Annotated in this window: 26 protein-coding genes, 1 tRNA gene, 3 pseudogenes and 1 riboswitch; of the genes and pseudogenes, 8 read left to right on the top strand and 22 right to left on the bottom strand. The window is 72.4% G+C overall.

What is annotated here, in order from left to right; translation table 11 throughout:
- Positions 1 to 31: 31 nt before the first annotated feature.
- From ABD347_RS18840 to ABD347_RS18850, 3 genes are read left to right on the top strand one after another with little or no spacing between them, the layout of a single operon-like run.
- The gene (locus ABD347_RS18840) at positions 32 to 565 is read left to right on the top strand and encodes a flavin reductase family protein (RefSeq protein ID WP_344362749.1); all 534 of its coding nucleotides are present in this window, start codon (positions 32 to 34) and stop codon (positions 563 to 565) included.
- Complete coding sequence (locus ABD347_RS18845; RefSeq protein ID WP_344362751.1) at positions 562 to 1,491, top strand: MBL fold metallo-hydrolase; 930 nt, start codon at positions 562 to 564, stop codon at positions 1,489 to 1,491. Before ABD347_RS18840 ends, ABD347_RS18845 begins: the two co-directional genes overlap by 4 nt.
- A gap of 21 nt (positions 1,492 to 1,512) precedes the next feature.
- Positions 1,513 to 1,653, top strand: a complete 141-nt coding sequence (locus tag ABD347_RS18850; RefSeq protein WP_344362754.1) for a surface protein — start codon at positions 1,513 to 1,515, stop codon at positions 1,651 to 1,653.
- A gap of 58 nt (positions 1,654 to 1,711) precedes the next feature.
- Here ABD347_RS18850 and ABD347_RS18855 read toward each other — a convergent pair whose 3' ends face one another.
- From ABD347_RS18855 to ABD347_RS18885, 8 genes and pseudogenes are all read right to left on the bottom strand, one after another.
- Positions 1,712 to 2,170, bottom strand: a complete 459-nt coding sequence (locus tag ABD347_RS18855) for a nuclear transport factor 2 family protein (RefSeq protein WP_344362756.1) — start codon at positions 2,168 to 2,170, stop codon at positions 1,712 to 1,714.
- Between the two features lie 145 nt (positions 2,171 to 2,315).
- Positions 2,316 to 2,450 (bottom strand): annotated as a pseudogene (locus ABD347_RS18860) (ketopantoate reductase C-terminal domain-containing protein); the annotation flags it as partial.
- Positions 2,451 to 2,502: 52 nt separating this feature from the next.
- Positions 2,503 to 3,771: an aspartate aminotransferase type Ic gene (locus tag ABD347_RS18865; RefSeq protein ID WP_344362758.1), complete on the bottom strand. Its 1,269-nt coding sequence runs from the start codon at positions 3,769 to 3,771 to the stop codon at positions 2,503 to 2,505.
- 438 nt (positions 3,772 to 4,209) lie between these two features.
- Complete coding sequence (locus tag ABD347_RS18870) at positions 4,210 to 5,133, bottom strand: aminoglycoside phosphotransferase family protein (RefSeq protein WP_344362761.1); 924 nt, start codon at positions 5,131 to 5,133, stop codon at positions 4,210 to 4,212.
- A gap of 214 nt (positions 5,134 to 5,347) precedes the next feature.
- Entirely contained in the window at positions 5,348 to 5,836 is a 489-nt protein-coding gene (locus ABD347_RS18875; RefSeq protein ID WP_344362764.1) for an MFS transporter, read from the bottom strand.
- A 19-nt stretch (positions 5,837 to 5,855) separates the two neighbouring features.
- A pseudogene (locus ABD347_RS30725) lies at positions 5,856 to 5,993 on the bottom strand (hypothetical protein); the annotation flags it as partial.
- A 120-nt stretch (positions 5,994 to 6,113) separates the two neighbouring features.
- Positions 6,114 to 6,248 carry a hypothetical protein gene (locus tag ABD347_RS18880; RefSeq protein WP_344362767.1) on the bottom strand — a complete coding sequence of 45 codons (135 nt, stop codon included), beginning with the start codon at positions 6,246 to 6,248 and terminating at the stop codon, positions 6,114 to 6,116.
- 108 nt (positions 6,249 to 6,356) lie between these two features.
- Positions 6,357 to 6,430, bottom strand: a tRNA-Pro gene (locus ABD347_RS18885).
- Positions 6,431 to 6,596: 166 nt separating this feature from the next.
- Here ABD347_RS18885 and ABD347_RS18890 point away from each other — a divergent pair.
- Together ABD347_RS18890 and ABD347_RS18895 are read left to right on the top strand one after the other, a co-directional pair.
- A pseudogene (locus ABD347_RS18890) lies at positions 6,597 to 6,877 on the top strand (transketolase); the annotation flags it as partial.
- Positions 6,878 to 7,560: 683 nt separating this feature from the next.
- Positions 7,561 to 8,757 carry an acyl-CoA dehydrogenase family protein gene (locus tag ABD347_RS18895; RefSeq protein ID WP_344362769.1) on the top strand — a complete coding sequence of 399 codons (1,197 nt, stop codon included), beginning with the start codon at positions 7,561 to 7,563 and terminating at the stop codon, positions 8,755 to 8,757.
- A gap of 82 nt (positions 8,758 to 8,839) precedes the next feature.
- On the opposite strand, the gene ABD347_RS18900 is transcribed toward ABD347_RS18895, so the two are convergent.
- The 6 genes from ABD347_RS18900 to ABD347_RS18925 form a co-directional block, all read right to left on the bottom strand.
- Positions 8,840 to 9,412, bottom strand: a complete 573-nt coding sequence (locus ABD347_RS18900) for a GAF domain-containing protein (protein ID WP_344362771.1) — start codon at positions 9,410 to 9,412, stop codon at positions 8,840 to 8,842.
- On the bottom strand, positions 9,409 to 10,035 hold the full coding sequence (locus tag ABD347_RS18905; protein ID WP_344362773.1) for a GTP-binding protein: 627 nt from the start codon (positions 10,033 to 10,035) through the stop codon (positions 9,409 to 9,411). The genes ABD347_RS18900 and ABD347_RS18905 overlap by 4 nt, the downstream gene beginning before the upstream one ends.
- Positions 10,013 to 10,384 (bottom strand): DUF742 domain-containing protein, encoded by a 372-nt coding sequence (locus ABD347_RS18910; RefSeq protein ID WP_344362775.1) that lies wholly within the window; start codon positions 10,382 to 10,384, stop codon positions 10,013 to 10,015. Before ABD347_RS18910 ends, ABD347_RS18905 begins: the two co-directional genes overlap by 23 nt.
- Before the next feature lie 3 nt (positions 10,385 to 10,387).
- Positions 10,388 to 10,822 (bottom strand): roadblock/LC7 domain-containing protein, encoded by a 435-nt coding sequence (locus ABD347_RS18915; protein ID WP_344362777.1) that lies wholly within the window; start codon positions 10,820 to 10,822, stop codon positions 10,388 to 10,390.
- Between the two features lie 7 nt (positions 10,823 to 10,829).
- A complete protein-coding gene (locus ABD347_RS18920; RefSeq protein WP_344362779.1) occupies positions 10,830 to 12,632 on the bottom strand; it encodes a sensor histidine kinase in 1,803 nt (600 codons plus the stop codon).
- Positions 12,633 to 13,295: 663 nt separating this feature from the next.
- Positions 13,296 to 14,465, bottom strand: coding sequence for an MBL fold metallo-hydrolase (locus tag ABD347_RS18925; protein ID WP_344362780.1), 1,170 nt, complete (start codon positions 14,463 to 14,465; stop codon positions 13,296 to 13,298).
- 146 nt (positions 14,466 to 14,611) lie between these two features.
- Between ABD347_RS18925 and ABD347_RS18930 the strand changes: the two genes are divergently transcribed.
- Complete coding sequence (locus ABD347_RS18930; RefSeq protein ID WP_344362783.1) at positions 14,612 to 15,166, top strand: carboxymuconolactone decarboxylase family protein; 555 nt, start codon at positions 14,612 to 14,614, stop codon at positions 15,164 to 15,166.
- 123 nt (positions 15,167 to 15,289) lie between these two features.
- A complete protein-coding gene (locus ABD347_RS18935; RefSeq protein ID WP_344362785.1) occupies positions 15,290 to 16,000 on the top strand; it encodes a TetR/AcrR family transcriptional regulator in 711 nt (236 codons plus the stop codon).
- 18 nt (positions 16,001 to 16,018) lie between these two features.
- On the opposite strand, the gene ABD347_RS18940 is transcribed toward ABD347_RS18935, so the two are convergent.
- On the bottom strand, positions 16,019 to 16,813 hold the full coding sequence (locus ABD347_RS18940) for an SGNH/GDSL hydrolase family protein (protein ID WP_344362787.1): 795 nt from the start codon (positions 16,811 to 16,813) through the stop codon (positions 16,019 to 16,021).
- A 168-nt stretch (positions 16,814 to 16,981) separates the two neighbouring features.
- The gene (locus ABD347_RS18945; RefSeq protein WP_344362790.1) at positions 16,982 to 17,899 is read right to left on the bottom strand and encodes a M23 family metallopeptidase; all 918 of its coding nucleotides are present in this window, start codon (positions 17,897 to 17,899) and stop codon (positions 16,982 to 16,984) included.
- 2 nt (positions 17,900 to 17,901) lie between these two features.
- Positions 17,902 to 18,062, bottom strand: a riboswitch (cyclic di-AMP (ydaO/yuaA leader).
- An 811-nt stretch (positions 18,063 to 18,873) separates the two neighbouring features.
- On the opposite strand from ABD347_RS18945, the gene ABD347_RS18950 reads away from it, so the two are divergent.
- On the top strand, positions 18,874 to 19,686 hold the full coding sequence (locus tag ABD347_RS18950) for a tyrosine-protein phosphatase (RefSeq protein ID WP_344362793.1): 813 nt from the start codon (positions 18,874 to 18,876) through the stop codon (positions 19,684 to 19,686).
- A 3-nt stretch (positions 19,687 to 19,689) separates the two neighbouring features.
- On the opposite strand, the gene ABD347_RS18955 is transcribed toward ABD347_RS18950, so the two are convergent.
- The 6 genes from ABD347_RS18955 to hpnH are packed head-to-tail and all read right to left on the bottom strand — an operon-like array spanning position 19,690 to position 26,036.
- On the bottom strand, positions 19,690 to 19,806 hold the full coding sequence (locus ABD347_RS18955) for a DUF6126 family protein (protein WP_344362796.1): 117 nt from the start codon (positions 19,804 to 19,806) through the stop codon (positions 19,690 to 19,692).
- A gap of 19 nt (positions 19,807 to 19,825) precedes the next feature.
- Positions 19,826 to 20,500, bottom strand: coding sequence for an XRE family transcriptional regulator (locus tag ABD347_RS18960; protein WP_344362798.1), 675 nt, complete (start codon positions 20,498 to 20,500; stop codon positions 19,826 to 19,828).
- A gap of 59 nt (positions 20,501 to 20,559) precedes the next feature.
- Positions 20,560 to 21,945: an aspartate aminotransferase family protein gene (locus ABD347_RS18965; protein ID WP_344362801.1), complete on the bottom strand. Its 1,386-nt coding sequence runs from the start codon at positions 21,943 to 21,945 to the stop codon at positions 20,560 to 20,562.
- Positions 21,942 to 23,825 (bottom strand): 1-deoxy-D-xylulose-5-phosphate synthase, encoded by a 1,884-nt coding sequence (dxs, locus tag ABD347_RS18970; protein ID WP_344362804.1) that lies wholly within the window; start codon positions 23,823 to 23,825, stop codon positions 21,942 to 21,944. Before dxs ends, ABD347_RS18965 begins: the two co-directional genes overlap by 4 nt.
- Positions 23,826 to 23,848: 23 nt before the next feature.
- Positions 23,849 to 25,009, bottom strand: coding sequence for a flavodoxin-dependent (E)-4-hydroxy-3-methylbut-2-enyl-diphosphate synthase (gene ispG, locus ABD347_RS18975; protein WP_344362806.1), 1,161 nt, complete (start codon positions 25,007 to 25,009; stop codon positions 23,849 to 23,851).
- A gap of 4 nt (positions 25,010 to 25,013) precedes the next feature.
- The gene (gene hpnH, locus ABD347_RS18980; RefSeq protein WP_344362807.1) at positions 25,014 to 26,036 is read right to left on the bottom strand and encodes an adenosyl-hopene transferase HpnH; all 1,023 of its coding nucleotides are present in this window, start codon (positions 26,034 to 26,036) and stop codon (positions 25,014 to 25,016) included.

The raw sequence follows: 26,036 nt of genomic DNA on the forward strand, positions 1-26,036 counted from the left end.
ATGCCGTGCCGACAGAGACGGAGTCCCGAACATGACAGCTGCAGGCGCAATGCTCGCAGAGCCCGACCTGGCCGTATTCCGGTCCGTGATGGGCCGGTTTCCCACCGGTGTCACGCTGCTCACCCAGGGCAGCGCCGACGACACGGCCGTGATCACCCTCAATAGCCTGACCTCGGTGTCCCTCGACCCGTTGCTGATCCTGGTGTCGGTCAAGGCGGACGGCCGGATGCGCCCCCGGGTGGTGCGTTCGGGGAGCTTCGCGGTGAACGTGCTGACCGAGGAGCAGCGTGACCTGGCACAGGAGTTCTGCCGCCCCGACCGGTCGGAGGGGCAGGCCGCCATGCTGCGGCTGGCCGCCGTCGAGGGGGTCACCGGCAATGCCGTGATCCCGTCCGCCGAGGCGTACTTCGAGTGCGTGCTCGACGCCCAGTACCAGGCCGGTGACCACACGCTGCTGATCGGCCGTGTGGTGGCACTGGCCGGCGGGCCCGGTGAGCCGGATCCGCTGGTGTTCCACCGGGGCCGCTTCACCCGGCTGCCGGCGGCGCGGGCGGAGGCCGCGTGAGTGCCGCGGCCGGGGCGCCGACGGGCGGTGAGGGCTCTCTGCGGGAGGTGGCGGACGGGGTGTACGCGTTCGTCCAGCCGGACGGCGGGTGGTGCCTGAACAACGCGGGGCTCGTCGTCGGTGAGGGCAGGACCGTGCTGGTCGACACCGCCGCGACCGAGGCCCGCGCCCGGCGACTGCGCGCGGAGGTCGAGCGTGTCGCGCCGGGCGGGGCGGACTTCGTCGTCAACACGCACTTCCACGGCGACCACACCTTCGGCAACGGCCAGTTCACGCCGCGCGCCGTGGTCGTCGCCCACGAGGGGACCCGAGCCGACTCGGCGGAGGCGGGGCTTGGCCTGAGGCAGCTGTGGCCCGGCGTGGAGTGGGGCGAGACACCCCTGGTGCTGCCCACGCTGACGTTCCACGGCTCGCTCACCCTGTACGCGGGTGAGCTGCGTACCGAGCTCCTCCATGTGGGGCCCGCGCACACGGCCAACGACGTGGTGGCGTGGGTGCCGGAGCGGTCGGTGCTGTTCACCGGTGACGTGGTCTGGTCGGGTGTCACGCCCTTCGTCCTCTTCGGCTCGATCACCGGGTCGCTGCGGGCCCTGGACCGGATGCGCGCCCTGGGTGCCCGTACGGTCGTGCCGGGCCACGGCCCGGTCGGGGGGCCGGAGTTGCTGGACGAGACGGAGGACTACCTGCGCTGGCTCCAGCGGCTCGCCGAGGACGGGGTGCGGGACGGGCTGACCCCGCTCCAGGCGGCGCACCGCGCCGACCTGGGGCGGTTCAAGGAGCTGGTCGACTCCGAGCGCCTGGTGGGGAACCTGCACCGGGCGTACGCCGAGCTGGACGGCCTGCCGCCCGCCGCGCGGATCGATGTGCTCACCTCGTTCCAGGAGATGGTCGCGTTCCACGGAGCGCTGCCCGCGTGCCACGCCTGACACACCCGAGAGGAGACGGACATGGTCACGAGCCTGCTGGAGCGCCGGGACACAACGCCGTACGAGCCGGTCCCCGAGGACGCTTTCCTGGTACCGCTGCTGTTGCTGGCGGGCGAGGCGGACGACGACGTGGAGCCGCACATCTGCCGGGGGATCGACTGACCGCACGGTCCTATGGGAATGGGGCCCCTCTCCGGGGGCCCCATTCCCGTGGGATCGATCAGGCGGCGAGCGGTGCGGCCGGGCCGTCACGGTGGATCACGCGCGACCGGGTCAGCAGCCGGCCGTCCCGCCGGACGAGCTCGTCCTCGACGGTGAAGGTCGGCTGGAAGTTCACCTTGCCCTCGCGGTCGGTCTGGGTGACGAGGGTGTAGTACGAGACGCGCAGCAGGTCGGCGTCGGCCGCGTCGGTCTCGATGATCAGGTGGCCGAACCAGTGCCGTACCGCGATGTCCCGGTAGCGGGGCAGGTTGGCCCGCATGCCCGCGATCATCTCGGCCCGGCCCCGCTGCCGCTGGCCGCCCGCGTGCACCACCTCGCCGTCCTCGGTGAAGGTGTCGGCGAACCCCTCGATGTCGAGGGCGTCCACCCGCCGCATCTGCCGGGCGTAGAAGGTCTGCACCTCGGCGTAGAGGTCCCCGGTGACCTGGGTGGGCAGGGTCCCGACCGGCTGAGACATGGAAACTCCCTTCGAGACGGCCGGCCCGGTGGCCGCGCCGATCGCTTCCAGCCTGCCGCCCGGCCCTGCAGCGGCGCTGGAGACCGGCTCGGAACCGGCGGGCCACCCGGGGGGGCGGCTCGGCCACCGGACGGGTCGTCACCGGCACGGCCACCGCGTGGCGTTCGGCCGTGCGCGGCAGGGTCCCGCCGATCGCGTCCAGTTCCGGGGAACGCCCCGCCTCGGCGTCGCGCCGCGTGGACGACCTGGTCCCGGGCGGCCAGGCGTCGAACCGCGCCAGGACGGCCGCCGGGCCGGCCGGCGCCCCGCGGGCGCGGCTCCCCCGCCCCGGCTCAGCGGGCCCGCTGCTCGTACCCCACCAGCCGGACGCAGACGGCGAGTCCCTCGATCGCCTGCTCCAGCTCCGCGAGCCCCGGGTAGCTGGGGGCGATGCGGATGACCGCGTCGCGCGGGTCGTCGCCGTACGGGTGCGTGGCACCGGCCGGGGTCAGCACGATGCCCGCCTCGGCGGCACGGCGCACCACTTCCTTGGCGCATCCGTCGGGCACCTGGAGGGTGACGAAGTACCCGCCCTTGGGCGAGGTCCAGGTGGCGAGCCCGGTTCCGCCGAGCTCGGCGTCGAGGATCCGCGCGACCGCCTCGAACTTGGGGCGCAGCAGGGCGCGCTGGCGCTCCATGTGGGCGCGCACCCCGTCGGCGTCCCGCAGGAACAGGACGTGCCGCAGCTGGTTGACCTTGTCGGGGCCGATCGAGCGCTTGGTGTTGTTCGCCAGCAGCCACTGGACGTTGGCGGGGGACGCGCCGAAGAACGCGACGCCCGCTCCCGCCGCGGTGATCTTCGAGGTGGAGCCGAAGACGAAGGCCCGGTCCGGGTTCCCGGCCTCCGCGCAGGCGTCGAGCAGTCCGGCGATCTCGACGGGCTCGTCGGTGAGGTGGTGGACGGCGTAGGCGTTGTCCCAGAAGACCCGGAAGTCGGGCGCGGCGGTGCGCATCGCGGCGAGCCGCGCCACGGTGTCGTCGCCGTAGCAGACACCGTCCGGGTTGCTGTACTTCGGTACGCACCAGATGCCCTTGACCGCCGGGTCCTCGGCGACCAGCCGCTCCACGGTGTCCATGTCCGGGCCCTCGGCGGTCATGGGCACCGGGATCATGTCGATGCCGAACCGCTCGCAGAGCGCGAAGTGCCGGTCATAACCCGGCACCGGGCACAGGAAGGCGATCCGCTCCTGCTCCACCCAGCGCGACTCGGCTCCGGGCAGCACGCTCAGCAGGGCGTGCACCAGACAGTCGTGCATCAGCTCCAGGCTGGAGTTCCCGGCGGCGAGCAGCTGCGCGGCCGGGACCTGGAGGAGCCCGGCGAAGATCTCCCGCAGCTCCGGCAGCCCCCGCAGCCCGCCGTAGTTGCGCACGTCCGTACCGTCCTCGGCGGTGTACCGCCCGCCGGGCAGGCTCAGCAGTTCCTCCGACAGGTCGAGCTGTTCCGGCGCCGGCTTGCCCCGGGTGAGGTCGAGCGAGAGCCCGCGCCCCACGAGGTCCTGGTAGTCCCCGCGGGCTCGGTCGAGGAGCCCGGTCAGCTCGTCGGGGCTCAGCTCGGTGGTCATGGTGTTTCCTCTCGCAGGTACCGCGTCGGGTGTCGCGCCTGCCGAGGATACAAAGGCGCCCGGACCGGCGCGGTGCCCGGCCGCGAGGCCCGGGCCGTATCGGCGGTGGCGAGGGGACCCGGCGGCTTGCCGTATATGTCCTTGTATGGAGAGGGGCCGATGGGCCTCCGGAACATCCTGTCCCGTTCTTGTGGCGCCGCGCGGCGGGAGTCCACCCGCCTGTTCCGGCCCCGGGCCGCCCCCGCAGTGCCAGGCCCGCCGAAGGCCGGCACCGCCACCGACGCGAACGGGGCGCCACCAGCGTTTTCGGTATACGAAGCCACGCGTGGGTACGGGCTGGTCGTGGCAGGGGGCCGGGGCGGGCGACGGCCGAGCCGCGCCCGCGGGTCACCGCGCCCCGAGCCGTAAGGCCCGGGGCCGGGAGGGTGATCGGCGCGCTCAGCGGCGCGACAGCGCCTCGGCCACGGCGATCTGGGAGGGGTCGATCGCGGTCCGCCCGTCCTCGATGTCCCACAGCGTGTTCTGCAGCAGCCGGGCGAGGGTCCAGCCCGCGGCGCGCTCGCGTTCCAGCCCCAGCGCCTCGGTCAGCAGGTCGAAGCGGCGCCGTACCACCCGGGGAGCGTCGCCGGTGGCCTCGGTCTTCTGCAAGCCGGTGTCCAGGGCCGGCCACAGGTCGAAGCCCGGGTCACCGACCAGGGGTTCCGGGTCGATGGCCAGCCAGGGTTCGCGCTCGGCGGCCAGCACGTTCCCGTAGTGCAGGTCCCAGTGCAGCATCCGGTCGCCGGGCTCGCCCACCAGTTCGGCGACGGCCGAGGCCCAGCCACGCAGCCGCCGCTGGTCGTCCGGGTCCGGCAGCGAGCCGACGGCCGGCGGCACCGCCGCCAGCATGTCGCGCGCGATGCCACCGAGGCCGCGCAGCCCCTCGGGCGCGGGGACGGAGTGCAGCCGGGCCAACAGCCCCGCCAGGGTCCGCATGGCCACGTCGCCGTCCTCGACGGACGCCAGGGTGCGCGAACCGTCCAGGCGTTCCAGCAGCATGGCGCTGCTCTCCGGATCGTGATCGAGCAACCGGACGATGCCGTTGCCGTTCCACGCCCGCAGTCCGATCAGCGCGGCGGTCGTCTCCTCACGGGGCATCTGGAGCTTGAGCGCGGCCCTGGTACCGTCCGCGCGCCGCACCGGCACCACCAGCGACGCCTCGCCGGAGCCGGTGACGCCGTCCCGCTCCAGTTCCCACCGGGCGAGAAGCTCCGCGACCAGTGCGGGCAGCCCGGCGAGCCAGACCCGTTCCGCTTCACCACCGTTCGTCGTGTACGACGCGGCCAGGGCGTCGGGGACATCGATGCCTTCCGGCGAACTCATGGGCGCCTCCTCAGGGAGCGGGTTACCCGCCACGGCCGGCCGCCGGGACCCGGGCGGGGCCCGTCGGCGGGGCGGGGCGGCCTTTCGAGATGCGTTGACCGGTTCGGCCGGGGCCGGCCGGGGACAGAGGAACACTCGTGCGAGAGGGGACGGTGCGAGGCACCCGCCCCCTTCGTACATCGGCTGGAGCGGCTCGGCCTGGGAAGCAGGAGCATCAGCGCCACATCATGTCCAGCGTGACGACGACGTACCAGAGGCTGCCGGCGAAGGCGGTGCTCACGGCGGCGCCACGGGCACCGGTGCTGATGTGCGTGAAGAAGACGACGGTGGTCAGGGCGGTGCCGAGCGCGATGCCGAGCTGGGTGGCGGTGTTGAACAGGCCGGAGGCCGATCCGGCGTGGTGGTGGGCGACCTTGCCGAGGGTGAGGTCGGCGAGAGGGGTGCCGATCATCCCGAGGCCGAGGCCGACGACGAGCATCGGGGCCGCGGCGGCCATCGTTCCCATGCCGGCCCCCTGGGCGGTGACGAGGTGGTGGTAGCCGGACAGGCCGGCGGCGGCTACCAGCGCCCCGGCCTGCGGCACCGCTCGCCCGTATCGGGCGACAAGGTTCATGGCGAGCCAGGCGCCGCCCATCTCGCCGAGGGGGGCGGCAACGAAACCGGCGGCGGCCTCGCCCGGGGTGAGGCCGAGGCCGTCCTGCATGAACAGGACCCTCGGGAAGGAAGCGCAGGCCGAGGGCGACGGCGGCGATCCCGATGGGCATGTTGATCAGGAGGATGGGCCGCCAGCCGAGGCCGAAGAGGTCGGCCCGGGTCAGGACACCGCCCAGGACGGGGCCGATGACGCTGCCGAGCGACATGACGGTCCCGTACAGACCGAACGCCTTCGTCCGGGAGCGCGTCGAAGGTGACGTGCATGGTGGCCTTGACCTGCGGCACCATCGCCGCGGCCGCCGCGCCCTGGAGCACCCGGGCGGCGATCACAGATCCGGTCCGGCCGCGACCCCGCACAGCAGGGAGGCCAGCGTGAACGGCGTGGCCCCGGCCAGGAAGATCCGCTTGCGGCCGTAGAGGTCGCCGATCCGGCCGCCGGCCCCCTGCCCGTGGTACCCCACGCCCCTGGCCCGTGCCGCACCGCTCTCAAGCGTGCTGGCCCCCGGAAACGATCGAAAGGCCGTTTCAGATCACTCTGAAACGGCCTTTCGACCTGCGACTCCTTCGAGTCGGGACGACAGGATTTGAACCTGCGACCCCTTGACCCCCAGTCAAGTGCGCTACCAAGCTGCGCCACGTCCCGGTGCCCGTCTGACCTGGGATTTCCCCCGGCCCGGCGTGCACGAGAACAATACCGCACTCCTGCCGGTGATCACGAACCGCTTCCGTATCGCGCAGCGCCCGCGGTGACGTCCGGGACGGCCCGCGTGAGCCGAACCGGCTGATGTCCCCTGACGACGGGCGGCGAGATGCACGGCCGGGCCGCCACGTCCACGCTGGGCGCGCCGCGGGGGCTGTACGACAGGGTGCCGCGGTGCGGCAGGGAGGCCGCCGCGCCGGGGCGGCAGGGGGTGCCTCTCCGAGGACCCGCTGCCGGGCTCCGGGGTCGTACGACTCGCCGCCCGGCCGCCACCCGGACCGGCTGCTGGTGCCGGGGGCCGGGATCGGCAGCGGCTCGCTCGGGCACGGCCTGCCGCCGGCGGTGGGCAGCGTGCCCGGGCTGCGGGCGCGGGGGCTCACCGGCCCGCGGGCGGTGGGTGCTGATCCCCGGCGTCCGGCCGCCGCCCGGCCGGGCCCCGGCCGGGTGACGGGGACGCGACGCGGGGCAGCCAGGCTCGCGGTCCGGCGCGCGGCCAGGCCTGTGGGCGGCGCCCGTAGGGGGATCGCGCTCCCGGGCGTGCGCCGTTGCCCCCTGCGGTGTGCGGCGCGCACCGGTTGGCGCACCGATGCGCCGCTCCCCCCGGTGCCGCCGGGGCAGCACCGGCGGACCCCGGCGCGCGCGGGCCCGCCGTGGGCGCGGTCTCGCTCATACACGGAGGTGTTTCGGCCAGCGTTCACGCTGAATCGATCCGGCGGATGTGTATCGGTGAGGCGCCTGCGCATCCATGAGGTCAGGGCTCCGGCACCGACGCCATAACCCCACGAAACTGTTGCCCCTGACATGTGGCAGAAAGAAGCACCGGGGGAATGCCCTCGGACAGGACCGGACCGGACCGGACAGGCCAATCCAAGCCAAGCCAAACCAAGCCATCACCACGCGACACTCAGTTCCCACGCACCGCAATCCATCATCCAACGGCCTGAGTTGACGAACGGACCGCACCGTTCCGGAATGATCGGAACCATGGGGTGGTCGGCCTGCTCGGGACCACTGCCGATGCACCATCTGCTCGGACAACCGCGCGAGCAGGCGTTTCGCAGAGGAGGGCTCGCATGGACGGGTACTTCACCAGTCGACCGCACCACCAGCTACGGAGGCACGTCCGGCACTTCGCGGAGAGCGAGGTCCGGCCACTGATACCGGCCATGGAGGCGGCCCGTTCGGTCCACCGCGACCTGTCCCGGCGCATCGCCCGGCAGGGCTGGCTGGGCGCGACCATCGGCAGGGATTACGGCGGGATGGGCGTGGGCCACCTCGGTAAGACGATCATCATCGAGGAGCTGTCCCGCGTCAGCGGCGCCATGGGCGCCATGGTCCAGGCATCCCAGCTCGGCGCCGCCAAGATCGTCCACTTCGGCAGTGACGAGCAGAAGAAGACGTGGCTGCCGGCCATCGCGGCAGGCGAGTGCCTGCCGACCATCGCGGTCACCGAGCCGGAGTCGGGCGGCCACGTCCTGGGCATGACCGCCACCGCCGTACGGCAGGGCGACGAGTACCTCCTGAACGGCCGGAAAGTGTACGTGGGCAACAGCCACATCGGTGACCTGCACGGAGTCGTCGTACGGACGGGCTCCGGCTCCAAGGGGCTGACGGCCTTCCTCGTGGAGGCCGACCGGCCGGGTGTCCGGGCCGGTGACCAGAAACCCACCATGGGACTGCACGGTTTCGGCTTCGGCGAGCTCGTCCTCGACAACTGCCGCGTCCCGGTGGCCAACCGGCTGGGCGACGAGGGCGACGGGCTGGCGGTCGCGTACTCCTCCAGCGTCCTGTACGGCCGGGCCAACCTCACCGCCGTGTCACTCGGCCTGCACCGGGCGATCCTGGAGGAGACCACCCGCTTCTGCGCGGAACGGCACCGCTACGGCGAGCCCCTGCACGAGCTGCCGACGGTGAAGCTCAAGCTGGGCCGGATCCAGTCCCGGCTGATGACCGCCCGGCTCACCGCCTACCACGCCGTGCACATGCTCGACGCGGGACTGCCCTGCGACGCCGAGCTGATGAACGCCAAGCTCGTCAACGTCGAGTCGGCGCTGGACTCGGCGCGCGACGCCATGGAGATCCACGCCGCGGCCGGGCTCTTCACGGACCGGCCCATCGAACGCTACCTGCGCGACGCCCACCACATCTTCGCCCCGGCCGGTACCTCCGACATCCAGCTGCTGCGGCTCGCCGAAGCCGCGCTGGGCACGGCGAAAGGCCAGTGGTCCGAGCAACTCGCCGACGCCGTACGGATGGAACCGGCCCGTTAGCCCGGCACGGAGCGGACAGCGTCCTCCGAGGAGCGCGGGGCCTTGCCGGAGGACGTCCACCCGGTCCGCGGCGCGCGGTGCCTCACAGGCGGCCGTCCTCACGGCGGTGGATCCGCTCCACCAGCTCGGCGGCGAGCGACTTGATGGTCTCCAGCCCCGGCCGCCCCCACGGCCGCGGTTCGGTGTCGACCACGCAGATCGTGCCGAGGGCCGTGCCCGTACGGTCGATGAGGGGCGCGCCCAGGTAGGAGCGGATGCCGAGCTCGTCGACGACCGGGTTCCCGGCGAACCGCGGGTAGTCGCAGACGTCCTCCAGGACCAGCGCCTTGCGCCGGACGACCACATGGGGGCAGAAGCCGTGGTCGCGCGCCATGTACCGGCTGACACCGCCGCCGACGGCGGCCGTGGCGCTGAGCTTCTCGGTCGAGTGGGTGCCGTTCGGGGTGTGCAGTCCGGCGAAGAACTGCTGGTTCTCGTCGATAAAGTTGACCATCGAGTACGGTGCGCCGGTCACCTTGGCGAGCCTCTCGGCGAAGGCGTCGAAGTCGGGGTCCGGCCGTTCGCCGATGCCGAGCTGCCGCAGCCGCCGTACGCGCAGCGGGGCTTCCCGGTCGACAGGGGTGAGAAGCAGGTGGCCGGTCGGGTCATAGGTCATGTCGGTGCTCCGTGGCTCGGCGCCGTGGCCGGAGCCGGGTAGGTGTCCAGCAGGTGCTGGACGAGGGTGACCAGGGTCTGGATCCCGGAGCTGGCGGTCCGGGCGTCGCACAGGACGACCGGGACCTCCGGCTTGAGGTCGATCGCCGCCCGTACCTCTTCCGGTTCGTAGTGGTGGGAGCCGTCGAACTCGTTCACGGCGACCAGGAAGCGGATGCCGCGCCGTTCGAAGAAGTCGACCGCCGAGAAGGAGGCCTCGAGGCGTCTGGTGTCGGCGAGGACCACCGCTCCGAGGGCGCCCTCGGACAGCTCGTCCCACATGAACCAGAAGCGTTCCTGGCCGGGCGTGCCGAAGAGGTAGAGCACATGCCGGTCGTCGAGGCCGAGGCGGCCGAAGTCCATGGCGACGGTGGTGGTCGTCTTGCGCTCCACGCCCTCCAGGCTGTCGGTCGCGGCGCTCACCGTGGTGAGCAGTTCCTCCGTGCTCAGCGGCTCGATCTCGCTGACCGCCCCGACGAAGGTGGTCTTGCCGACCCCGAAGCCGCCCGCGATCAGGATCTTCAGGGCGGTGGGGAAGACGTCGTGGTCCACAGGTCGGTCCTCAGAGCCGTCGTCGTAGGCCATCGAGCACTGCCTCCAGCAAGGAACGGTCGGTGGGGGTGTCGTGGAAGCGGGGCGCCCGCGCGGTCAGCGCCCCGCAGTCCACGAGGTCCGAGAGCAGCACTTTGGTGACCACGGCGGGCAGCCGTAAATGCGCCGCGATCTCGGCCACCGAGGTCGGCCCGTCACACAGCCCGAGGGCCATGGCGTGCTCGGGGCCGAGGTGCGCCTGCGGCGCCGTCCCGGTGGCCATCACCAGGGAGAGCAGGTCCAGCGCGGCCGTCGGCCGGGTGCGGCCGCCGCTCACGGTGTACGGGCGGACCAGCCGGCCGGCCGCGTCGTCGAGCCACGGCCCGTCCTGTCCGCGTGACACGGGTCAGCGTCCCGGGCCGCCCGGCGCCGCCGCCGCTTGTCTGGCCGGCGTGACCAGATAGGGCCGTACGCTCTTGACCAGCATCGTCATTTCGTACCCGAGGACCGCGGCGTCCGTCTCACGGCCGGCGAGTACGGCCAGGCAGGTGCCGGATCCGGCGGTGGAGACGAACAGGAGGGTGGAGTCGAGTTCGACGACCACCTGGCGGACCTCGCCGCCGTCGCCGAAGCGGCTTCCGGCGCTGCGGCCGAGGGAGTACAGCCCGGACGCCAGGGCCGCCATGTGGTCGGCGCTGTCGGGGTCCAGCCCGTGCACCGATTTCACCAGGCCGTCCGAGGAGAGCAGAACCGCGCTGCGGGTGTACGGCACCCGCTGGACCAGGCCGCCGAGCAGCCAGTCGAGGTCCGGGGAATGGCCGGTCGGCACATCGCTCGCCATGGTGCATCTACTCCTTGTGCGCTTCGTCGTGTCGGTGGGGTTCCCGGTGTCCGGGACCGTGCGCGTCCCGGGAGGCCGGGGGCATGGACTCGGCCAGGCCGATGCCCCGTCGGAAGGCCGCCATCAGGCCCGGGTCGTGCAGGGTGTCGTCGTCGCCGTTCCCGCGCGGGGCGGGCGCGTCCCGCAGCTGTGGGACCAGGTGCTCCTGCGCACGGCGCCTGGGCAGTTGGGGACGGCCCAGGGCGTCGGGCGGCGCCGCCGCGTGGCTCGGCCGCTCGGTCCCTTCACCGCGTACGGGCAGGGGGAGGGGCAGGGGCGCGGGCGCGCTGCCGTCGTGCTGGTGGGGGAAGGCCGGCGGGGCGGTGTCCGTGGGGGCCGGACCGCGGCGCACGGGCTCGGGAACCGTGACCTCGCCGGGCGTGTGCGGTACGGGGCCGGCGTGCCGCCCCGCCTCGCGCGCCGGCTCGGGCGCCCGCCCGGGTGGTTCCCCGTGGACCGGTGCCGGTGCCGGTGCCGGAGCCGGAGCCGGAGCATGGTGTCCGGCCCGCGCCTGCCGTTCGGCCGGCGAGGTCCCGTCCGGGTCAGCGCCGAGCAGACCCTGCGGGAGGACCAGCACGGCCTGGACGCCACCGTAGATGTTGGACTGGACGCGTACGGCGATGCCGTGCCTGCGGGCGAGCGCCGACACGACGAACAGCCCGATCCGGCCGTCCTGCAGCAGGTGCGCCACGTTGACCTGGTCGGGGTCGGTGAGCAGGGCGTTCATCTTGTTCTGCTCGGTGAGGGACATCCCCAGGCCCCGGTCCTCCACCTCGACGGCGAGCCCGGCCGTCACGTACTGCGCCCGAAGCAGCACCGGGGTGTGCGGAGCGGAGAACAGCGTGGCGTTCTCGACGAGTTCGGCGACGAGGTGGATGACGTCGGCGACCGCGTGCCCGCGCAGGGTGCCGTCGATCGGCGGCACCAGTTTGACCCTCGGGTAGTGCTCGACCTCCGCGATGGCGGAGCGCAGCACCTCCGTCATGGTGACGGGGTTGGACCACTGGCGGCGCGAGACGGCCCCGCCGAGGACGGCGAGGTTCTCGGCGTGCCGGCGGATGCGGGTGGCCAGGTGGTCGATGTGGAACAGGCCCTTGAGCAGTTCCGGGTCCTCCACCTCGTTCTCCAGCTCGTCGAGGAGCTGGATCTCGCGGTGGACCAGGGACTGCAGGCGCCTGGCCAGGTTGACGAAGACCTCGACCTTCTGTTCGTTGCCGACGCTGCTGGACAGCCGGGACGCCTGCACGACGGTCGTCACCGCGACCTCGTGGGCGCGGCTCAGCTCCTCCGTCAGCCGGTCGAACTCGTCACCGCCCGCGGGCGGCGGCGGTGTGCCCTGCCGGGCGGGCGGCCGCTCCCCGCGGCGGAGCTGCTCGACCAGGGCGCGCAGCTCGTTCTGGCTGTGTGCGCTGCGCCGCCGCAGGGTGTCGCAGCGGTCCGCCACGGCCCTGGCGGCGCGGTTGGCGCCCAGCAGGGCCGCGGCGACGGCGGCGGCGGTGAGCGCGGCGGCGGCGGTGAGGGCGGCCCACACGGCAGGAGACGGAGCGGTGCCGGTGGAGCGGATCGTGAAGAGCACGGCTGCCGCGCCGCCGAATGCCACCACGACGGGAGGCAGGACGGCCACGCGCTGGAGTTGGGGGCGTATGCGGACTTCGGGTGCGGTGGAGGAGCGTGCCCTCCCGCCGTACGAGTGGGAACGGGCGCCCGGCCGGCCGTGCCGCCCGCCTTCACGGCGGTCCGGCCGCGCGGTGGGTGCGCGGAGTTGAGACATCAGCGTCCTCGGTACGTGGGGCCCCAGGAACAGGGTTCGGCGTACTCAACAGATGTTCGGGCTCGATGCGGTGGCGGGGGCGCCATACGCCACACGAGCCCGCCGTTGATCACCGGCCACACACAGTAGTCGCCGATCCGTCATGAACAGTGCTCGGTCGGGAAAGTTGCCCGCCAAGCGTCCCGCTCTGGTATGAGGCCTCGCACGGCCGCCCGATAACCGCGACGGCACCTCGCACACGGGGGTGCCTCCGGCCCCGAGGCGGTCGGCGGGCTCCGGCCCCGGGGTGAGCAGCCGGGCGCGCACCGCCGGGGCCGTGAGCGCGCGAGGTGCGGGCGCCGAGGGCCGAAGGGCTGAGCCGCCCGCCGGTCACGCCCCGGTGAGCGTCACGGAGGCGTCCGTGGCCCGAAGCGCTCCGGCAGGACCCGCACGGAAGTGAACCTCACCCGACGGAGAGAAACCACCGGCTGCCGATCCTCCTGGCCCCCCGCCGGACCGCGACCCGCCCATGCTGCCGCACCTACGCCACTGGACCGCGTCCCTCCCGCCCACGCTGCCGCGCCTGCACCTCCGGACCACGTCCCGCCCGCACGGTCCGTCTCCCGGGCGGCGCCCCAGCGCCCCGGGCGGGTCGCCGCTCAGCGGCGAGGCGGGCCGGTCGCCTCAGAGGCCGGCGGCGGGTTCCGAGGCCTCCGCACGACGCCAGCGGGGCGCGACCGGCTCGGAGACCGCCCGCCACCAGGGCCCGTCCGGCACGGTCCCGGCGGGCTCGAAGGGCTGCCCCGGCACGGGGAGGGCCACCGTCTGCCCGGCCTCCTCCGCCGCGTCCCTCGTCCACTCCCCCGGCTCCGCCCACGCGTGCGGAGCCAGGTTGAACGTGCCCCAGTGGATCGGCAGCAGCACGCCGTGCGGCTGCGAGCCCTGCAGGTCGAGGTGGGCCCGCAGGCCTTCGGCGGGGGTCATGTGGATGTCGGGCCAGAAGTCGCTGTACGCACCGATCTGGATCATGGTGGCGTCGAACGGGCCGTGTGCGGCACCGATGTCCCGGAAGCCCTCGAAATAGCCGGTGTCGCCGCTGTGGTAGACGCGGTGCTCGGGGCCCGTGACGACCCAGGAGGCCCACAGGCTGTGCTGCTGGTTGCGCACACCGCGCCCGCAGAAGTGACGGGCCGGGGTGGCGGTCAGCCGCAGGCCGCCGATCTCCGTCGACTCGTTCCAGTCCAGCTCCCTCAGCCGGGACGCGGGAACGCCCCAGCGCTCCAGGTGCGCGCCGACGCCGAGCGGTACGGCGAAGAGGGTGTCCGTGGAGGCGAGGGCGCGGATGGTGGGGAGGTCGAGGTGGTCGTAGTGGTCGTGGGAGATGACGACCACGTCGACCGGCCCGAGCGCGGCGAGCGGCAGCGGGACGGGATGCAGCCGCCTGGGTCCGGCGAAGGAGAAGGGTGAGCAGCGCTCGCCCCAGACCGGGTCGAAGAGGACCCGGTGGCCGTCCATTTCCACGAGCACGCTGGAGTGCCCCGTCCAGGTCAGCCGCAGCCCGGTGGCCGGCGGGCGGGCCAGGTCGGCGACGGTGGTGGGGTGTACGGGGACGGCGCCGGCCGGGGCCCTGCGCGCCCGCGCCTCCTTCTCGAAGTAGGTCTTCGCGAACTCCATGGTGGAGCCGGACGGCCTGTGCTTGGTCCCCACCGGGTTGCGGAACGCGCCGTCCGCGAAGTTCGGCGAGCGGCGGATCCGCTCCATCCGCTCCCCGGTGGCGTCCGCTCCGAACCCGGCGGGCCGCAGTGAACGCAGGCGGGATCGGAGCTGGTGCGGTATGCCGGCGCGGCTGCTCACGGGTCCTCCCATGGTGAGGGTCTCTCCATTATGGGCCGGAGGTGTGACAGCCCCGGGCCGGGGCGGTCACGAGGGCGATGTCACATCGGTGACGGCCTCGTCCGTCGTACCGGCGGAAGCCCGTCTTCGACCCATGGAGGCCCGTCATGACCCGCATCTCGCTGAACCCGCCGCGCACGCTCCTGTTCCGCGCCGTCGAGTGGTACTCGAAGCGCACGTACGGCGGGAAGGTCCTCGCCCCGGTGCTCGCGGCGGGGCACAACGGACGGGTGCTCCGCGCCACCCTGCGGTTCGAGCTCGCCGTCTCCCGGTGGAACACGCTGGACCCGCGCCTCAAGGCGCTGGCCGAGATGGCGTCCGCCGCCGCCATCGGGTGCGGCTGGTGCATGGACTTCGGCCACTGGGAGAGCACCCGGCGCGGGGTGGACGCGCGGAAGCTGCGGGACCTGCCGGTGTGGCGCGACAGTGACGCGTACTCGGCGCTCGAGCGCGACGTGCTGGCGTACGCGGAGGCCATGACCGCCACTCCGCCGACCGTCGACGACGCCCTGGCGCGGCGGCTGCGTACGGCACTCGGCGAGCCGGCGTTCGTGGAGCTGACCGCGATGGTGGCGGTGGAGAACATGCGCTCCCGCGTCAACGCCGCGCTGGGGCTCACCAGCCAGGGCTTCAAGGACCACTGCGAGCTCCGGCCCGAGTGACCGCGCGGGGGCGTCGGACGGGTGCGTCACGCGGGCGTCGCGACGGGAGCGTCGCACGGGAGCGTCGCGACGGTGGCCGGGAACGGGCGTACGCTGCTCCGCCGGACCGCCTAGGGTGTTGGCGTGGGCAGAGTGCGGTTGAGCGTGGCCGAGCGGCGGGAGGAACTCCTGCGGGCCGCGGTCGAGCAGATCGAGGCGCGGGGTGTGGCGGCGGTGCGGATCGCCGATGTGGCATCCGCCCTGGGCGTCAGCAGCGCGCTGGTCCTGTACCACTTCTCGACCAAGGAGAAGCTCCTCGCGGCGGCCTTCGCGCACGCCGCCGAGGCCGACCTCGCGCATCTGCGCCGGCTGCTGGGCCGCCGGACGACGGCGGCCCGGCGGCTGCGGGCGGCCGTGCACTGGTACGCCCCGACGGGCCGGGCCAAGGGGTGGCGGCTGTGGATCGAGGGCTGGGCGGCCGCGTTGCGCGAACCCGCGCTGCGGGAGGTCGCCCAGGACCTCGACCGGCAGTGGAAGGCGGCGCTGACCGAGGTGATCGCGCAGGGGGCGGCGGCGGGCGAGTTCCGCTGCGACGACCCTGCGGCGGCGGCCTGGCGGCTGACCGCCTTCCTGGACGGCCTGGCCGTCCAGATGACCGCGTACGCGGCGCCCTTCACCCGTGCCGCGATGCTGGCCTGGGCGGATGAGGCCCTCGCCCGGGAGATCGGCCGTCCGGACCTCCCGCCCGGCACGCCCCCCGGCCCCGGCACGCCCGGCGGCCCCCGTACGTCCGACCGTCCCGGCACGCCCGGCAGCCCGGACACACCTCCGGGCCCGGGTGCGTCCGGCTCCTGAACGCCCGGCGGCCCGCCGCTACAGCGGCAGCAGGTCGGGCCGCTTGGCCGACACGTGGTCACCGGACGATTCGCCGCGCAGCCGGCGGCCGATCCACGGGACGAGGTACTCGCGGGCCCAGTTGATGTCGTCGCGGCGCACTTCGAGGGTGCCGCGCGGCGGCAGCGGCGGCCAGGGCTGGTCGGGGTCGGCGGGGACATCGACGCCCAGGACCTGGCCGGCCCGGAGCGCGACGCGTGTGTGGCCCTCGGGCGACAGGTGGAGCCGGTCGCCGTCCCAGGCGCGCATGTCCTGCACGGTCCTGAGGGACCACAGGTCCAGCACCGGGCAGCCGTAGCGGTCGGCGACGGCGCGCACATGGCCGTTGTACGTGGCGATCTTGCCCCGCAGCCGGCGCAGCACGGGCATGGCCCGGGTGTCGAACCCGGTCGTCACCAGGACCGTGCCGACCACGGACCGCAGGTCGGCGACGGCGCGCTCGAAGCGCTCGGCCACGTCGTCCGGATCGCTGCCGGGCCGGATGATGTCGTTGCCGCCCGCGCAGAAGGTCACCAGGTCGGGAGCGAGTTCCTTGGCGCGCGGGACCTGCTCCTCCACGATCTGGTCGAGGAGGCGCCCGCGTACGGCGAGGTTGGCGTACCGGAACTCCTCGGGCTCCGGCAGCCGGTCGGCGAGCAGCACCGCGAGGCGGTCCGCCCAGCCGACGAACGTTCCGTCGGGGCCAGGGTCTCCGACGCCCTCGGTGAAGCTGTCACCGATCGCCGCGTACGACCCGAATACGTCACTGTCTCTGAATGTCGAATCGTCTGCCACGGGAGCACATTTTTCACCCGGGGATGTGACCTACGCGACCGTAAGAGGGGTTGACGGGGGGTGATGTTTACCACCGGTCAAGATTCCCCCAAGGCCGGAACACGGCTCCGCCCGGCACCGGGGGGCGGTGCCGGGCGGAGCGCTGTCACTCGTGGAGGCGCGGGGGCGTCAGATGGAGACGCCGTTCTGGCGGAGGTACGCCAGCGGGTCGATGTCCGAGCCGTAGCTGGGGCTGGTCCGGATCTCGAAGTGCAGGTGCGGGCCGGTGGAGTTGCCGGTGGAGCCGGACAGGCCGATCTGCTGGCCACCGCTCACGGACTGGCCGGAGGAGACGGACAGCGAGGAGAGGTGGGCGTACTGCGAGTAGGTGCCGTCGGTGTGCTGGATGACGACCTCGTTGCCGTACGCGCCGCTCCAGCCGGCCGAGACGACGGTGCCCGCGCCCACGGCCTTGACGGTGGTGCCGGAGGAGGCGGAGAAGTCGACGCCCGTGTGGTAACCGGAGGACCAGCTGGAGCCGGAGGCCCGGTAGGGGGTGGTGACGCCGGCGTCCACCGGGGCGGTGAAGCCCGAGCCGCTGGTCTTCGGGGCGGACTGGGCCGGGGCAGCGGCCTTCGCGGCGGAGCGCGAGGCGCGGGTCTCGCTACGGGTGTCGTCGGCCTTCGGCTTGGCCGGGGCCGCCTTCTGCTTCGCCGGAGCGGCCTTCGCCGGAGCGGCCGTGGACTTGGCGCCGAGCGTGAGCTTCATGCCCGGGAGGATCAGCGACGGGTCCTCGCCGACGACCTGGCGGTTGTCCTGGTACAGCTTCTGCCAGCCGCCCTTGACGTTCTTGTTCTTGGCGATCTTGGAGAGGTAGTCACCCGCGACGACGGTGTACGTGCGCGGCGCGGCCTTCTGCGCGGCGGCGACCGGGGCGGCCTCGACGGCGGCGCTGACGGCCTGCTGGGGCGCGGTGGCAGGGGCGGCGTGCGCACCGGTGGCTCCGAGCAGCGGGAGGGCGATGGCGGCGCCACCCGTTCCGGCGGCGACGAAACCCCGCGTGAGGGAGTTGGACTTGGGACGGCGGTGCTTACCCGTGGCGGGCATGGCGAATTCCTCTCCGGCGCCTGCGAGGTGAGCTGTCGGGTTCGGACTGGAGTTGTCCGGCCGCGCCTTGACGCGACTTCACCCCGAGCCGTCCCGGTATTCCGGTACGGCGACTTACCTGGGTCCCCCGCTCCTGCCACACGTGGGTGGGTGCGAATTCCGACCGGTGGCAGGATTCGGCGGTCCGGCCGGATTGCCGTGACCGTAAGCGAGCCGGGTCGGCGTGAACAAGCCGCCTCTTTCGTCCCGGCATTCCCAGGGGTGCGGCGGCCGGGGAATTCCCGTCACCCTCCGTGGAACCCGGATCATGAATTCCCTTCCTGGGCACGGAATTCACGGGGCGCGCCCCGCCACGGACGGTCACGGTTATGACGCTGCTCACGTGACCCCGCGCCACCTCCCTTACCGTCGGGGCATGTTGCACCTAAACCACCAATACGGACAGAAGCCCCATTTCTTGACGAGATACAGCGAGAAGCCTCAATCCATCGTCGGCCGCCGCCCCATGGCAGCGACACCGGGACTCCGTCCAGCCAGGCGACAAACCAGTGCGAAATAGGGCAGACATCTCAGACCAGGCACCGCACGCGGTCCCTTCGCCCCCCACATGTACGGCCGGTCGCCCGCCCCCCACGCTCCCCCGGCACCTCTGTCGGCGAGCGGACCCGCGCACTCGCGGCCTCCCGGCCTGCCGGCCCCCAGCCCCCTCGCCCTCCCCGGCCCCCCGTACGGAGGCTCCACCGGCCCCGTGCCGGTGCCGCGCCCCGGACGGTCGCCTCGCCCGCCCCTCCCCCACCACCCGGATCACGGGTGCCGGCCTCCCGTCTCGACGGTTCCCGGGACGGCCCCGATCATGGGAAGGGCAACGAATGTACGAGGCGCACAGAGATTGATTGCCCCACGAACCGATGTCGTATCGTCGGACCGCGACATCGTCGGCGGCCGACGCCGACCGCACACACGGAGGAGCCCCCGTGACGCAGCAGCTGCCGCAGGTCCCGTCGATCGAGCCCGAGCTGACCGGAGTGCGCAACTTCCGTGACGTCGGCGGGCTTCCGACCGCGGACGGCCGGCGGGTGCGCCAGGGCAGGCTCTACCGCAGCGGCCACCTCGCGCACGCCACGGGCGAGGACGCCGCCTTCCTGGCCGGCCTCGGCCTGCACACCATCTTCGACTTCCGCAACGCCGCCGACCAGAGACTGGAAGGCCCGGACGTCGAGCTGCCCGGGGTGCGGAACGTGAACATCCCGCTCTCCGACCCGGCCGACGGAGCGGAGTTCTGGACCATGGTCCGCGACGGCGACCTCGACCAGCTGCGGTCGATCCTCGACGACGGCAAGGCGGCGGCCCGGATGACGGCCTCGTACCGCGAGATCATCAAGGAGCGCACCGCGGAGCACAGCCGCGTGCTGCACGCCCTCGCCGAGGACAGCGTCCCGGCCCTGATGCACTGCGCCGCCGGCAAGGACCGGGCGGGTCTGTCCATAGCGGTGGCGCTGCTGGCGGTCGGCGTCGAGCGGGACGCGATCGAGGAGGACTACCTCAAGTCCAACGACCCGCGCCGCCGCTACAAGGTGCGCCGCAGCGACAGCTCCCCGGCCGGTATGTCGCCCGAGGTCATGGAGCTGCTCAACCCGCTCTTCGAGGCGCGCCTCGACTACCTGGCGGCGGCCTTCTCGACGATCGAGGAGACCTGGGGCTCGACCGACCGCTACCTGACCGAGGGACTGAAGCTGAGCGACGAGACCCGGGAGCGGCTGCGCGAGCGGCTGCTCGACGAGGGCTGAGCCCTACTCGGCCCCGAGCGCGAACAGCAGGTAGAGGAAGGCCGCGAAGAGGTGGCCCGCCACCAGGTAGGCGAAGAGCCGGATCACGAGCCCCCTGGGGAACTTCCCTTCGTACGACATGCGAACGCTCCGATCGGGGTCAGCGCCGGTGGGCGCCCGCGCCGAGGCACAGGTCGGCCGCGGCGCTCTGCATGAGGGTGTGGACGAAGAGCAGCTCCGCCCCACCGCGGGTGGCCGCGGCGATACGGTGCGGGGTCAGCGAGTCGAAGTGCGCGCTGTCCCCGGGGTCGAGGACGTGGACCGCCTCCCCGAGGGCCAGGCGCACCCGCCCGTCGAGGACGTACAGCCACTCCTCCCCAGGGTGGACGCGTACGAGGTCGTGCCGCGTGGCGTAGGGCACCCGCACTCGCAGTGCCTGCATCGCCCGTCCGGGGCCGCCGGCCTGGTGGTAGACCCAGCCGTCCGCCTCGGCGGGCTCCGCCCGGCCGCCCCGGACGACGGGGTCGCGCTCCGGAGGCACCTCGCCCAGCAGGTCGGAGACGGTCGTGCCGTAGACGCGGGCGAGGCCGAGCAGCATCGGCAGGGAGGGCTGGCGGCGACCGGTCTCCAGCCGCGACAGGTGGGCCGGGGAGAGTCCGGCGCGCTGCGCGGCGGCCTCCAGGGTGAGGCCCCGGCGCCGGCGCAGCGCGCGCAGCTGGGGCGCCACGTCCGGGATGGCGGCGGAGGACGGGTCGGACGGACCGGGGCCGGAGGGTCCCGGTCCGGAGGGTCCGGGGCCCGACGGCGTGGACGGCGCCTCGGCGGGAGTGCTCATGCACTCATTGCGCCACCACCCTTGCCTCCGGGGCAATTTTTTTGCCCAGGAGGCAAAAACTATCGGTTGGCCACCGCCTGCTTCATCAGTGTGCGGCCGAAGTCCCAGATCAGACCGCCACCGCTGTGCGCCTCGTCCATGACCGCGGTGAACGCCTCCACGAACCGGTCCACCTCCCGTTCCCCGATGATGAGCGGCGGGATCAGCTTGATGACCTCCAGCCGGTCACCGGAGACCTGGGTGAGGATGCGGTGCCGCTGCAGCAGCGGCACCACGACCATCTGCGCGAAGAGGCCTTTGCGGGCCGCCTGGAGCATCGTCCACCGGCTGCGCAGGCCCAGTGAGGACGGGCGGCCGAACTCGATACCGATCATGAGGCCGCGGCCGCGCACCTCGTGCAGCATCTCGTAGCGGTCGACGAGTGCGGCGAGCCGTGACTTCAGCAGCTCACCCGTCGTCCGGGCGTTCGCCACGATCTCCTCGTCGTCCATTGCCGACAGGACGGCGAGCCCGGCCACCATGGCCTGGGCGTTCGCACCGAAGCTGGCGGAGTGGATCAGCACCCGGTCCATCGCCGAGTACACCTTCTTGAAGATCCAGTCCTTGCCGAGGGTGGCCCCGACCGGCACATAGCCGCCCGACAGCGCCTTGGCGACGCACACCAGGTCCGGCTCGACGCCGTCCTCGTGCTGGTAGCCGTAGAAGGTGCCGGTCCGGCCGAGGCCCGTCTGGACCTCGTCGGCGATCAGCAGCGCCTTGCGCCTGTGGAGCAGCTCCTGTGCGGCACGCAGGAAGCCGGGCGGGGCCTCGTGGACCCCCTTGCCCTGGATGGGCTCGACGATGAGGGCGGCCACATCGCCCCGAGCGAGCTCCCGCTCCAGTGCCGCCAGGTCGCCCAGCTCGATCGCGGTGTCGGGCAGCAGCGGGTCGAAGCCGTCGCGGAAGCAGCGCTCCCCGTTGACCGAGAGGGAGCCGGTGGTCAGCCCGTGGAAGGCGTGCGTGCAGTACAGCACGCGCGGCCGGCCGGTGGCGTACCGGGCGAACTTCAGTGCGGTCTCCACCGCCTCCGTACCGCTGTTGGAGAAGAACACCCGGTCCAGGTGCGGCGAGTACGTCAGCAGCTTCTCGGCGAGCAGTCCCGGCAGGGGCGGGCAGTCGAAGCGGGTGAGGTCGGCGAGCTCCGCGTCGAGGACGTCATGGAGGGCCTTGCGTACGACGGGGTGGTGCCTGCCCAGGCCCATGACGCCGAAGCCGGCGAGCATGTCGAGGTAGTCGCCTCCGTCGGTGTCCCGGAAGTAGGCGCCCTCGGCGCTCTCGTAGACCTTGTCGAAACCGATCGTGTGAAGCATGCGTGGCAGCTGGGGGTTGAGGTGGCGGGCGTGCAGCTGGTACCCCTCGCCGCCCCGCTCGGCGAGCAGTCCCGCCAGGTCGAACTTCTTGCTCATACGTCGTTCTCCTTGCGTGCCAGGGCTCCGCTGATCCGTCCCGCGATCTCCACGGGGGTGAGCCCGATGTCGGCCAGCACCTCACCGCGCTTCGCGTGTGCCAGGAACTGTTCGGGGATGCCGAAGGTCCGCAGCGGGACGTCGACCCCGGCGTCCCGCAGCGCCTGCCCGACCGCCCAGCCGACCCCGCCGCTGCGGCTGTTGTCCTCGACGACGGCGACGAGCCGGTGGGTGCCGGCCAGCGGGGCGAGCCGCTCGTCGACGGGCTTGACCCAGCGCGGGTCGACGACCGTGCAGCCGATGCCGCGCCCCGCGAGCAGCTCGGCCGCCCCGAGGCAGACGGGCGCCATGACACCGACGGCCACCAGCAGCACCTCGGGCGCGCCGTCCGCCCGGTACAGGACGTCCATGCCCCCGACCCGCCCCACGGCCGGTACGGAGGGCCCCACCGGCTCCTTGGGGAAGCGCAGCACGGTCGGCGCGTCCCGCACGTCCACCGCCTCGCGCAGCTGGGCGCGCAGCTGGCCGGCGTCGCGTGGAGCGGCGATCCGCAGTCCGGGGACGGCCTGGAGCACGGACAGGTCCCACACGCCGTTGTGCGAGGCACCGTCCACTCCGGTCACGCCCGCCCGGTCCAGGACGAAGGTGACGCCGCACCGGTGCAGGGCGACGTCCATCAGCACCTGGTCGAAGGCGCGGTTGAGGAACGTGGCGTAGACGGCGACGACCGGGTGGAGGCCGCCGGTCGCGAGCCCGGCCGCGCAGACCGCGGCGTGCTGCTCGGCGATACCCACGTCCCACACGCGGTCGGGGAACCGCTCGGCGAACTTCGTCAGCCCCACCGGGTGCAGCATCGCGGCGGTGAGGGCGACGACGTCCGGGCGTTCGGCACCGATCTCGGCGATCGCTTCACCGAACACCGACGTCCAGGACGGGCCGGTGACGGGCGCGATCGGCGCGCAGGTCAGCGGGTCCATGGCGCCGACCGCGTGGAACCGGTCGGCCTCGTCCTCCAGGGCCGGCCCGTAGCCGTGGCCCTTCTGGGTCAGGCAGTGGACGAGGACGGGACCGTGGAAACGTTTCGCGCGGCGCAGCGCCGCCTCGACGGCCGCGATGTCGTGTCCGTCGACGGGGCCGACGTACTTCAGGCCGAGGTCCTCGAACATGCCCTGGGGGGCGATAAAGTCCTTGAAGCCCTTCTTGGCGCCGTGGAGCGATCCGTACAGCGGCTGTCCGACGACGGGGGTGTTCAGGAGGACTTCCTTGCCCCGGGCGAGGAACCGCTCGTAGCCGTCGGTGGTACGGAGGATGGAGAGGTGACCGGCGAGGCCGCCGATCGTCGGCGCGTAGGAGCGCTCGTTGTCGTTGACGACGACGATCAGGGGACGGTCCTTCGCGGCGGCGATGTTGTTCAGGGCCTCCCACGCCATGCCGCCGGTGAGCGCGCCGTCGCCGGTGACGGCGACGACGTGTTCGTTCCCGCCGCGCAGGTCGCGGGCCTTGGCCAGGCCGTCGGCCCAGCCCAGCGCGGTGGAGGCGTGGGAGTTCTCGATGACGTCGTGCTCGGACTCCTCGCGCGAGGGATAGCCGGACAGGCCGCCCTTGCCGCGGAGCTTGGAGAAGTCCTGCCGGCCAGTGAGCAGTTTGTGCACGTAACTCTGGTGGCCGGTGTCCCACAGGAGGCGGTCGGCGGGTGAGTCGAAGACCCGGTGCAGGGCGATGGTGAGCTCCACGACACCCAGGTTGGGGCCGAGGTGGCCTCCGGTCCGGGCGACGGCCTGGACCAGGAACTGCCGGATCTCGCCGGCCAGTTCGTCGAGCTGTGCGGTGTCAAGCGCCTTGAGGTCGCGCGGCCCCCGGATGGTCTCGAGAATCGTCACGCTCGGGCCCCTCTCTGCTGCGGTCAGCTGATGGTGACGGCGGGTTCTCCCGACGCGACGCCGTCCTTCTCCATCTGCTCGGCGATCTTCATCGCCTCCTCGATCAGCGTCTCGACGATCTTTGACTCCGGCACCGTCTTGATGACCTCGCCCTTCACGAAGATCTGCCCCTTGCCATTGCCGGACGCCACACCCAGATCCGCCTCACGCGCCTCACCCGGACCGTTGACCACACAGCCCATGACCGCGACACGCAGCGGAACCTCCATACCCTCAAGACCCGCACTGACCTGGTCGGCCAACTTGTACACATCGACCTGCGCCCGGCCGCACGACGGACACGAAACGATCTCCAGACGACGCTGGCGCAGGTTGAGGGACTCCAGGATCTGGATACCGACCTTGACCTCCTCGGCCGGCGGGGCGGAGAGGGAGACGCGGATGGTGTCGCCGATGCCCTCGGAGAGCAGCGCCCCGAAGGCGACGGCCGACTTGATGGTGCCCTGGAAGGCGGGACCCGCCTCCGTGACACCCAGGTGCAGCGGATAGTCGCACCGGGCGGCCAGCTGCCGGTAGGCGTTGACCATCACCACCGGATCGTTGTGCTTCACCGAGATCTTGATGTCCCGGAAACCGTGCTCCTCGAAGAGCGAGGCCTCCCACAACGCCGACTCCACCAGCGCCTCCGGCGTGGCCTTGCCGTACTTCTCCAGCAGCCGACGGTCCAGAGAACCCGCGTTCACCCCGATCCGGATCGGCGTACCCGCCTCCCCCGCCGCCTTGGCGATCTCCCTGACCTTGTCGTCGAACTGCTTGATGTTGCCCGGATTGACCCGCACCGCCGCACACCCCGCGTCAATCGCGGCGAACACGTACTTCGGCTGGAAGTGAATGTCCGCGATCACCGGGATCTGCGACTTCCGCGCGATCGTCGCCAACGCGTCCGCGTCGTCCTGCGTGGGACAGGCCACCCGCACGATCTGACACCCCGACGCCGTCAGCTCCGCGATCTGCTGGAGCGTGGCACCGATGTCGGAAGTCCGCGTCGTCGTCATCGACTGCACCGACACGGGCGCGTCCCCGCCCACGGCAACCGACCCGACCCGGATACGCCGGGAGACACGGCGCACGGCGACCGGCCGGGGCGGCAGCGCGGGCGGCCCGAGGCCCACGGGTTCCGGCATCACCTCACCCGCCGCTTCCGGAGACCGTCTCGCGGGCGGCGCGCAGGGACTCCTTGAGGGAGCCCATGGTGGCGAGCACGGCGGTCGGTTCGTAACCGCAATGGGCCATGCAGTTGGCGCAGCGCGGGTCCTTGCCCCGGCCGTACGCGTCCCAGTCGGTCTCCTCGATGAGCTGCCGGTACGTCGGGACGTAGCCGTCGGCCATCAGGTAGCAGGGGCGCTGCCAGCCGAAGAGCGAGTAGTTGGGGATCGCCCACGCGGTGCAGGGGAAGTCGGCCCTGCCTTCCAGGAAGTCCAGGAAGAGCGGGGAGTGGTTCAGCCGCCAGCGCCGCCGGTTGCCGCCGGCGAAGGCCTTCCGGAACAACTCGCGGGTCTGCTCGACACCCAGGAAGTGCTCCTGGTCGGGCGCCTTCTCGTAGGCGTACGCGGGCGAGATCATCATTTCGTCGACCTTCAGGTCGTCGTTGAGGAAGTTGAGCACCTCGATGACGGTCTGCGGGGTGTCGGTGTTGAAGAAGGTGGAGTTGGTGGTGACCCGGAAACCGCGCCGCTTGGCCTCCTTGATCGCCGCCACCGCCTCGTCGAACACGCCTTCCTTGGCGACCGACTTGTCGTGCCGTTCGCGCAGGCCGTCGATGTGCACGGCGAAGGCGAAGTACGGCGACGGCGTGAACTTCTCCATCTTCTTGCGCATCAGCAGGGCGTTGGTGCACAGGAAGACGTACTTCCGCCTGGCCACCAGCTGGCGGACGATCTCGTCGATCTGCGGGTGCATCAGCGGTTCACCACCCGCGATGGACACCATCGGCGCACCGGATTCCAGTACCGCCCCGACCGCCTGGGCGACCGGCATGCGCTGCTTGAGCACCCCCGCCGGGTGCTGGATCTTGCCGCAGCCCTCGCAGGCGAGGTTGCAGGCGTAGAGCGGCTCCAGTTCGACGATGAGCGGGAACTTCTTCCGCTTGCGCAGCTTCTGTTCGACGAGATAGGTCCCTACCCGGATGGTCTGGCGGAGCGGCATGGCCAT

Origin of the sequence: Streptomyces gobitricini (assembly GCF_039532985.1) — a bacterium.
Classification (GTDB): domain Bacteria; phylum Actinomycetota; class Actinomycetes; order Streptomycetales; family Streptomycetaceae; genus Streptomyces; species Streptomyces gobitricini.

Bases quoted from the DNA above. Each gene is read 5' to 3' on its own strand.
- ABD347_RS18840 (WP_344362749.1), top strand. From the start codon at position 32: ATGACAGCTGCAGGCGCAATGCTCGCAGAGCCCGACCTGGCCGTATTC.
- ABD347_RS18850 (WP_344362754.1), top strand. From the start codon at position 1,513: ATGGTCACGAGCCTGCTGGAGCGCCGGGACACAACGCCGTACGAGCCG.
- ABD347_RS18855 (WP_344362756.1), bottom strand. From the start codon at position 2,170: ATGTCTCAGCCGGTCGGGACCCTGCCCACCCAGGTCACCGGGGACCTC.
- ABD347_RS18865 (WP_344362758.1), bottom strand. From the start codon at position 3,771: ATGACCACCGAGCTGAGCCCCGACGAGCTGACCGGGCTCCTCGACCGA.
- ABD347_RS18870 (WP_344362761.1), bottom strand. From the start codon at position 5,133: ATGAGTTCGCCGGAAGGCATCGATGTCCCCGACGCCCTGGCCGCGTCG.
- ABD347_RS18875 (WP_344362764.1), bottom strand. From the start codon at position 5,836: ATGCAGGACGGCCTCGGCCTCACCCCGGGCGAGGCCGCCGCCGGTTTC.
- ABD347_RS18895 (WP_344362769.1), top strand. From the start codon at position 7,561: ATGGACGGGTACTTCACCAGTCGACCGCACCACCAGCTACGGAGGCAC.
- ABD347_RS18900 (WP_344362771.1), bottom strand. From the start codon at position 9,412: ATGACCTATGACCCGACCGGCCACCTGCTTCTCACCCCTGTCGACCGG.
- ABD347_RS18905 (WP_344362773.1), bottom strand. From the start codon at position 10,035: ATGGCCTACGACGACGGCTCTGAGGACCGACCTGTGGACCACGACGTC.
- ABD347_RS18915 (WP_344362777.1), bottom strand. From the start codon at position 10,822: ATGGCGAGCGATGTGCCGACCGGCCATTCCCCGGACCTCGACTGGCTG.
- ABD347_RS18920 (WP_344362779.1), bottom strand. From the start codon at position 12,632: ATGTCTCAACTCCGCGCACCCACCGCGCGGCCGGACCGCCGTGAAGGC.
- ABD347_RS18930 (WP_344362783.1), top strand. From the start codon at position 14,612: ATGACCCGCATCTCGCTGAACCCGCCGCGCACGCTCCTGTTCCGCGCC.
- ABD347_RS18945 (WP_344362790.1), bottom strand. From the start codon at position 17,899: ATGCCCGCCACGGGTAAGCACCGCCGTCCCAAGTCCAACTCCCTCACG.
- ABD347_RS18955 (WP_344362796.1), bottom strand. From the start codon at position 19,806: ATGTCGTACGAAGGGAAGTTCCCCAGGGGGCTCGTGATCCGGCTCTTC.
- ABD347_RS18960 (WP_344362798.1), bottom strand. From the start codon at position 20,500: ATGAGCACTCCCGCCGAGGCGCCGTCCACGCCGTCGGGCCCCGGACCC.
- ABD347_RS18965 (WP_344362801.1), bottom strand. From the start codon at position 21,945: ATGAGCAAGAAGTTCGACCTGGCGGGACTGCTCGCCGAGCGGGGCGGC.
- ispG (WP_344362806.1), bottom strand. From the start codon at position 25,009: ATGCCGGAACCCGTGGGCCTCGGGCCGCCCGCGCTGCCGCCCCGGCCG.
- hpnH (WP_344362807.1), bottom strand. From the start codon at position 26,036: ATGGCCATGCCGCTCCGCCAGACCATCCGGGTAGGGACCTATCTCGTC.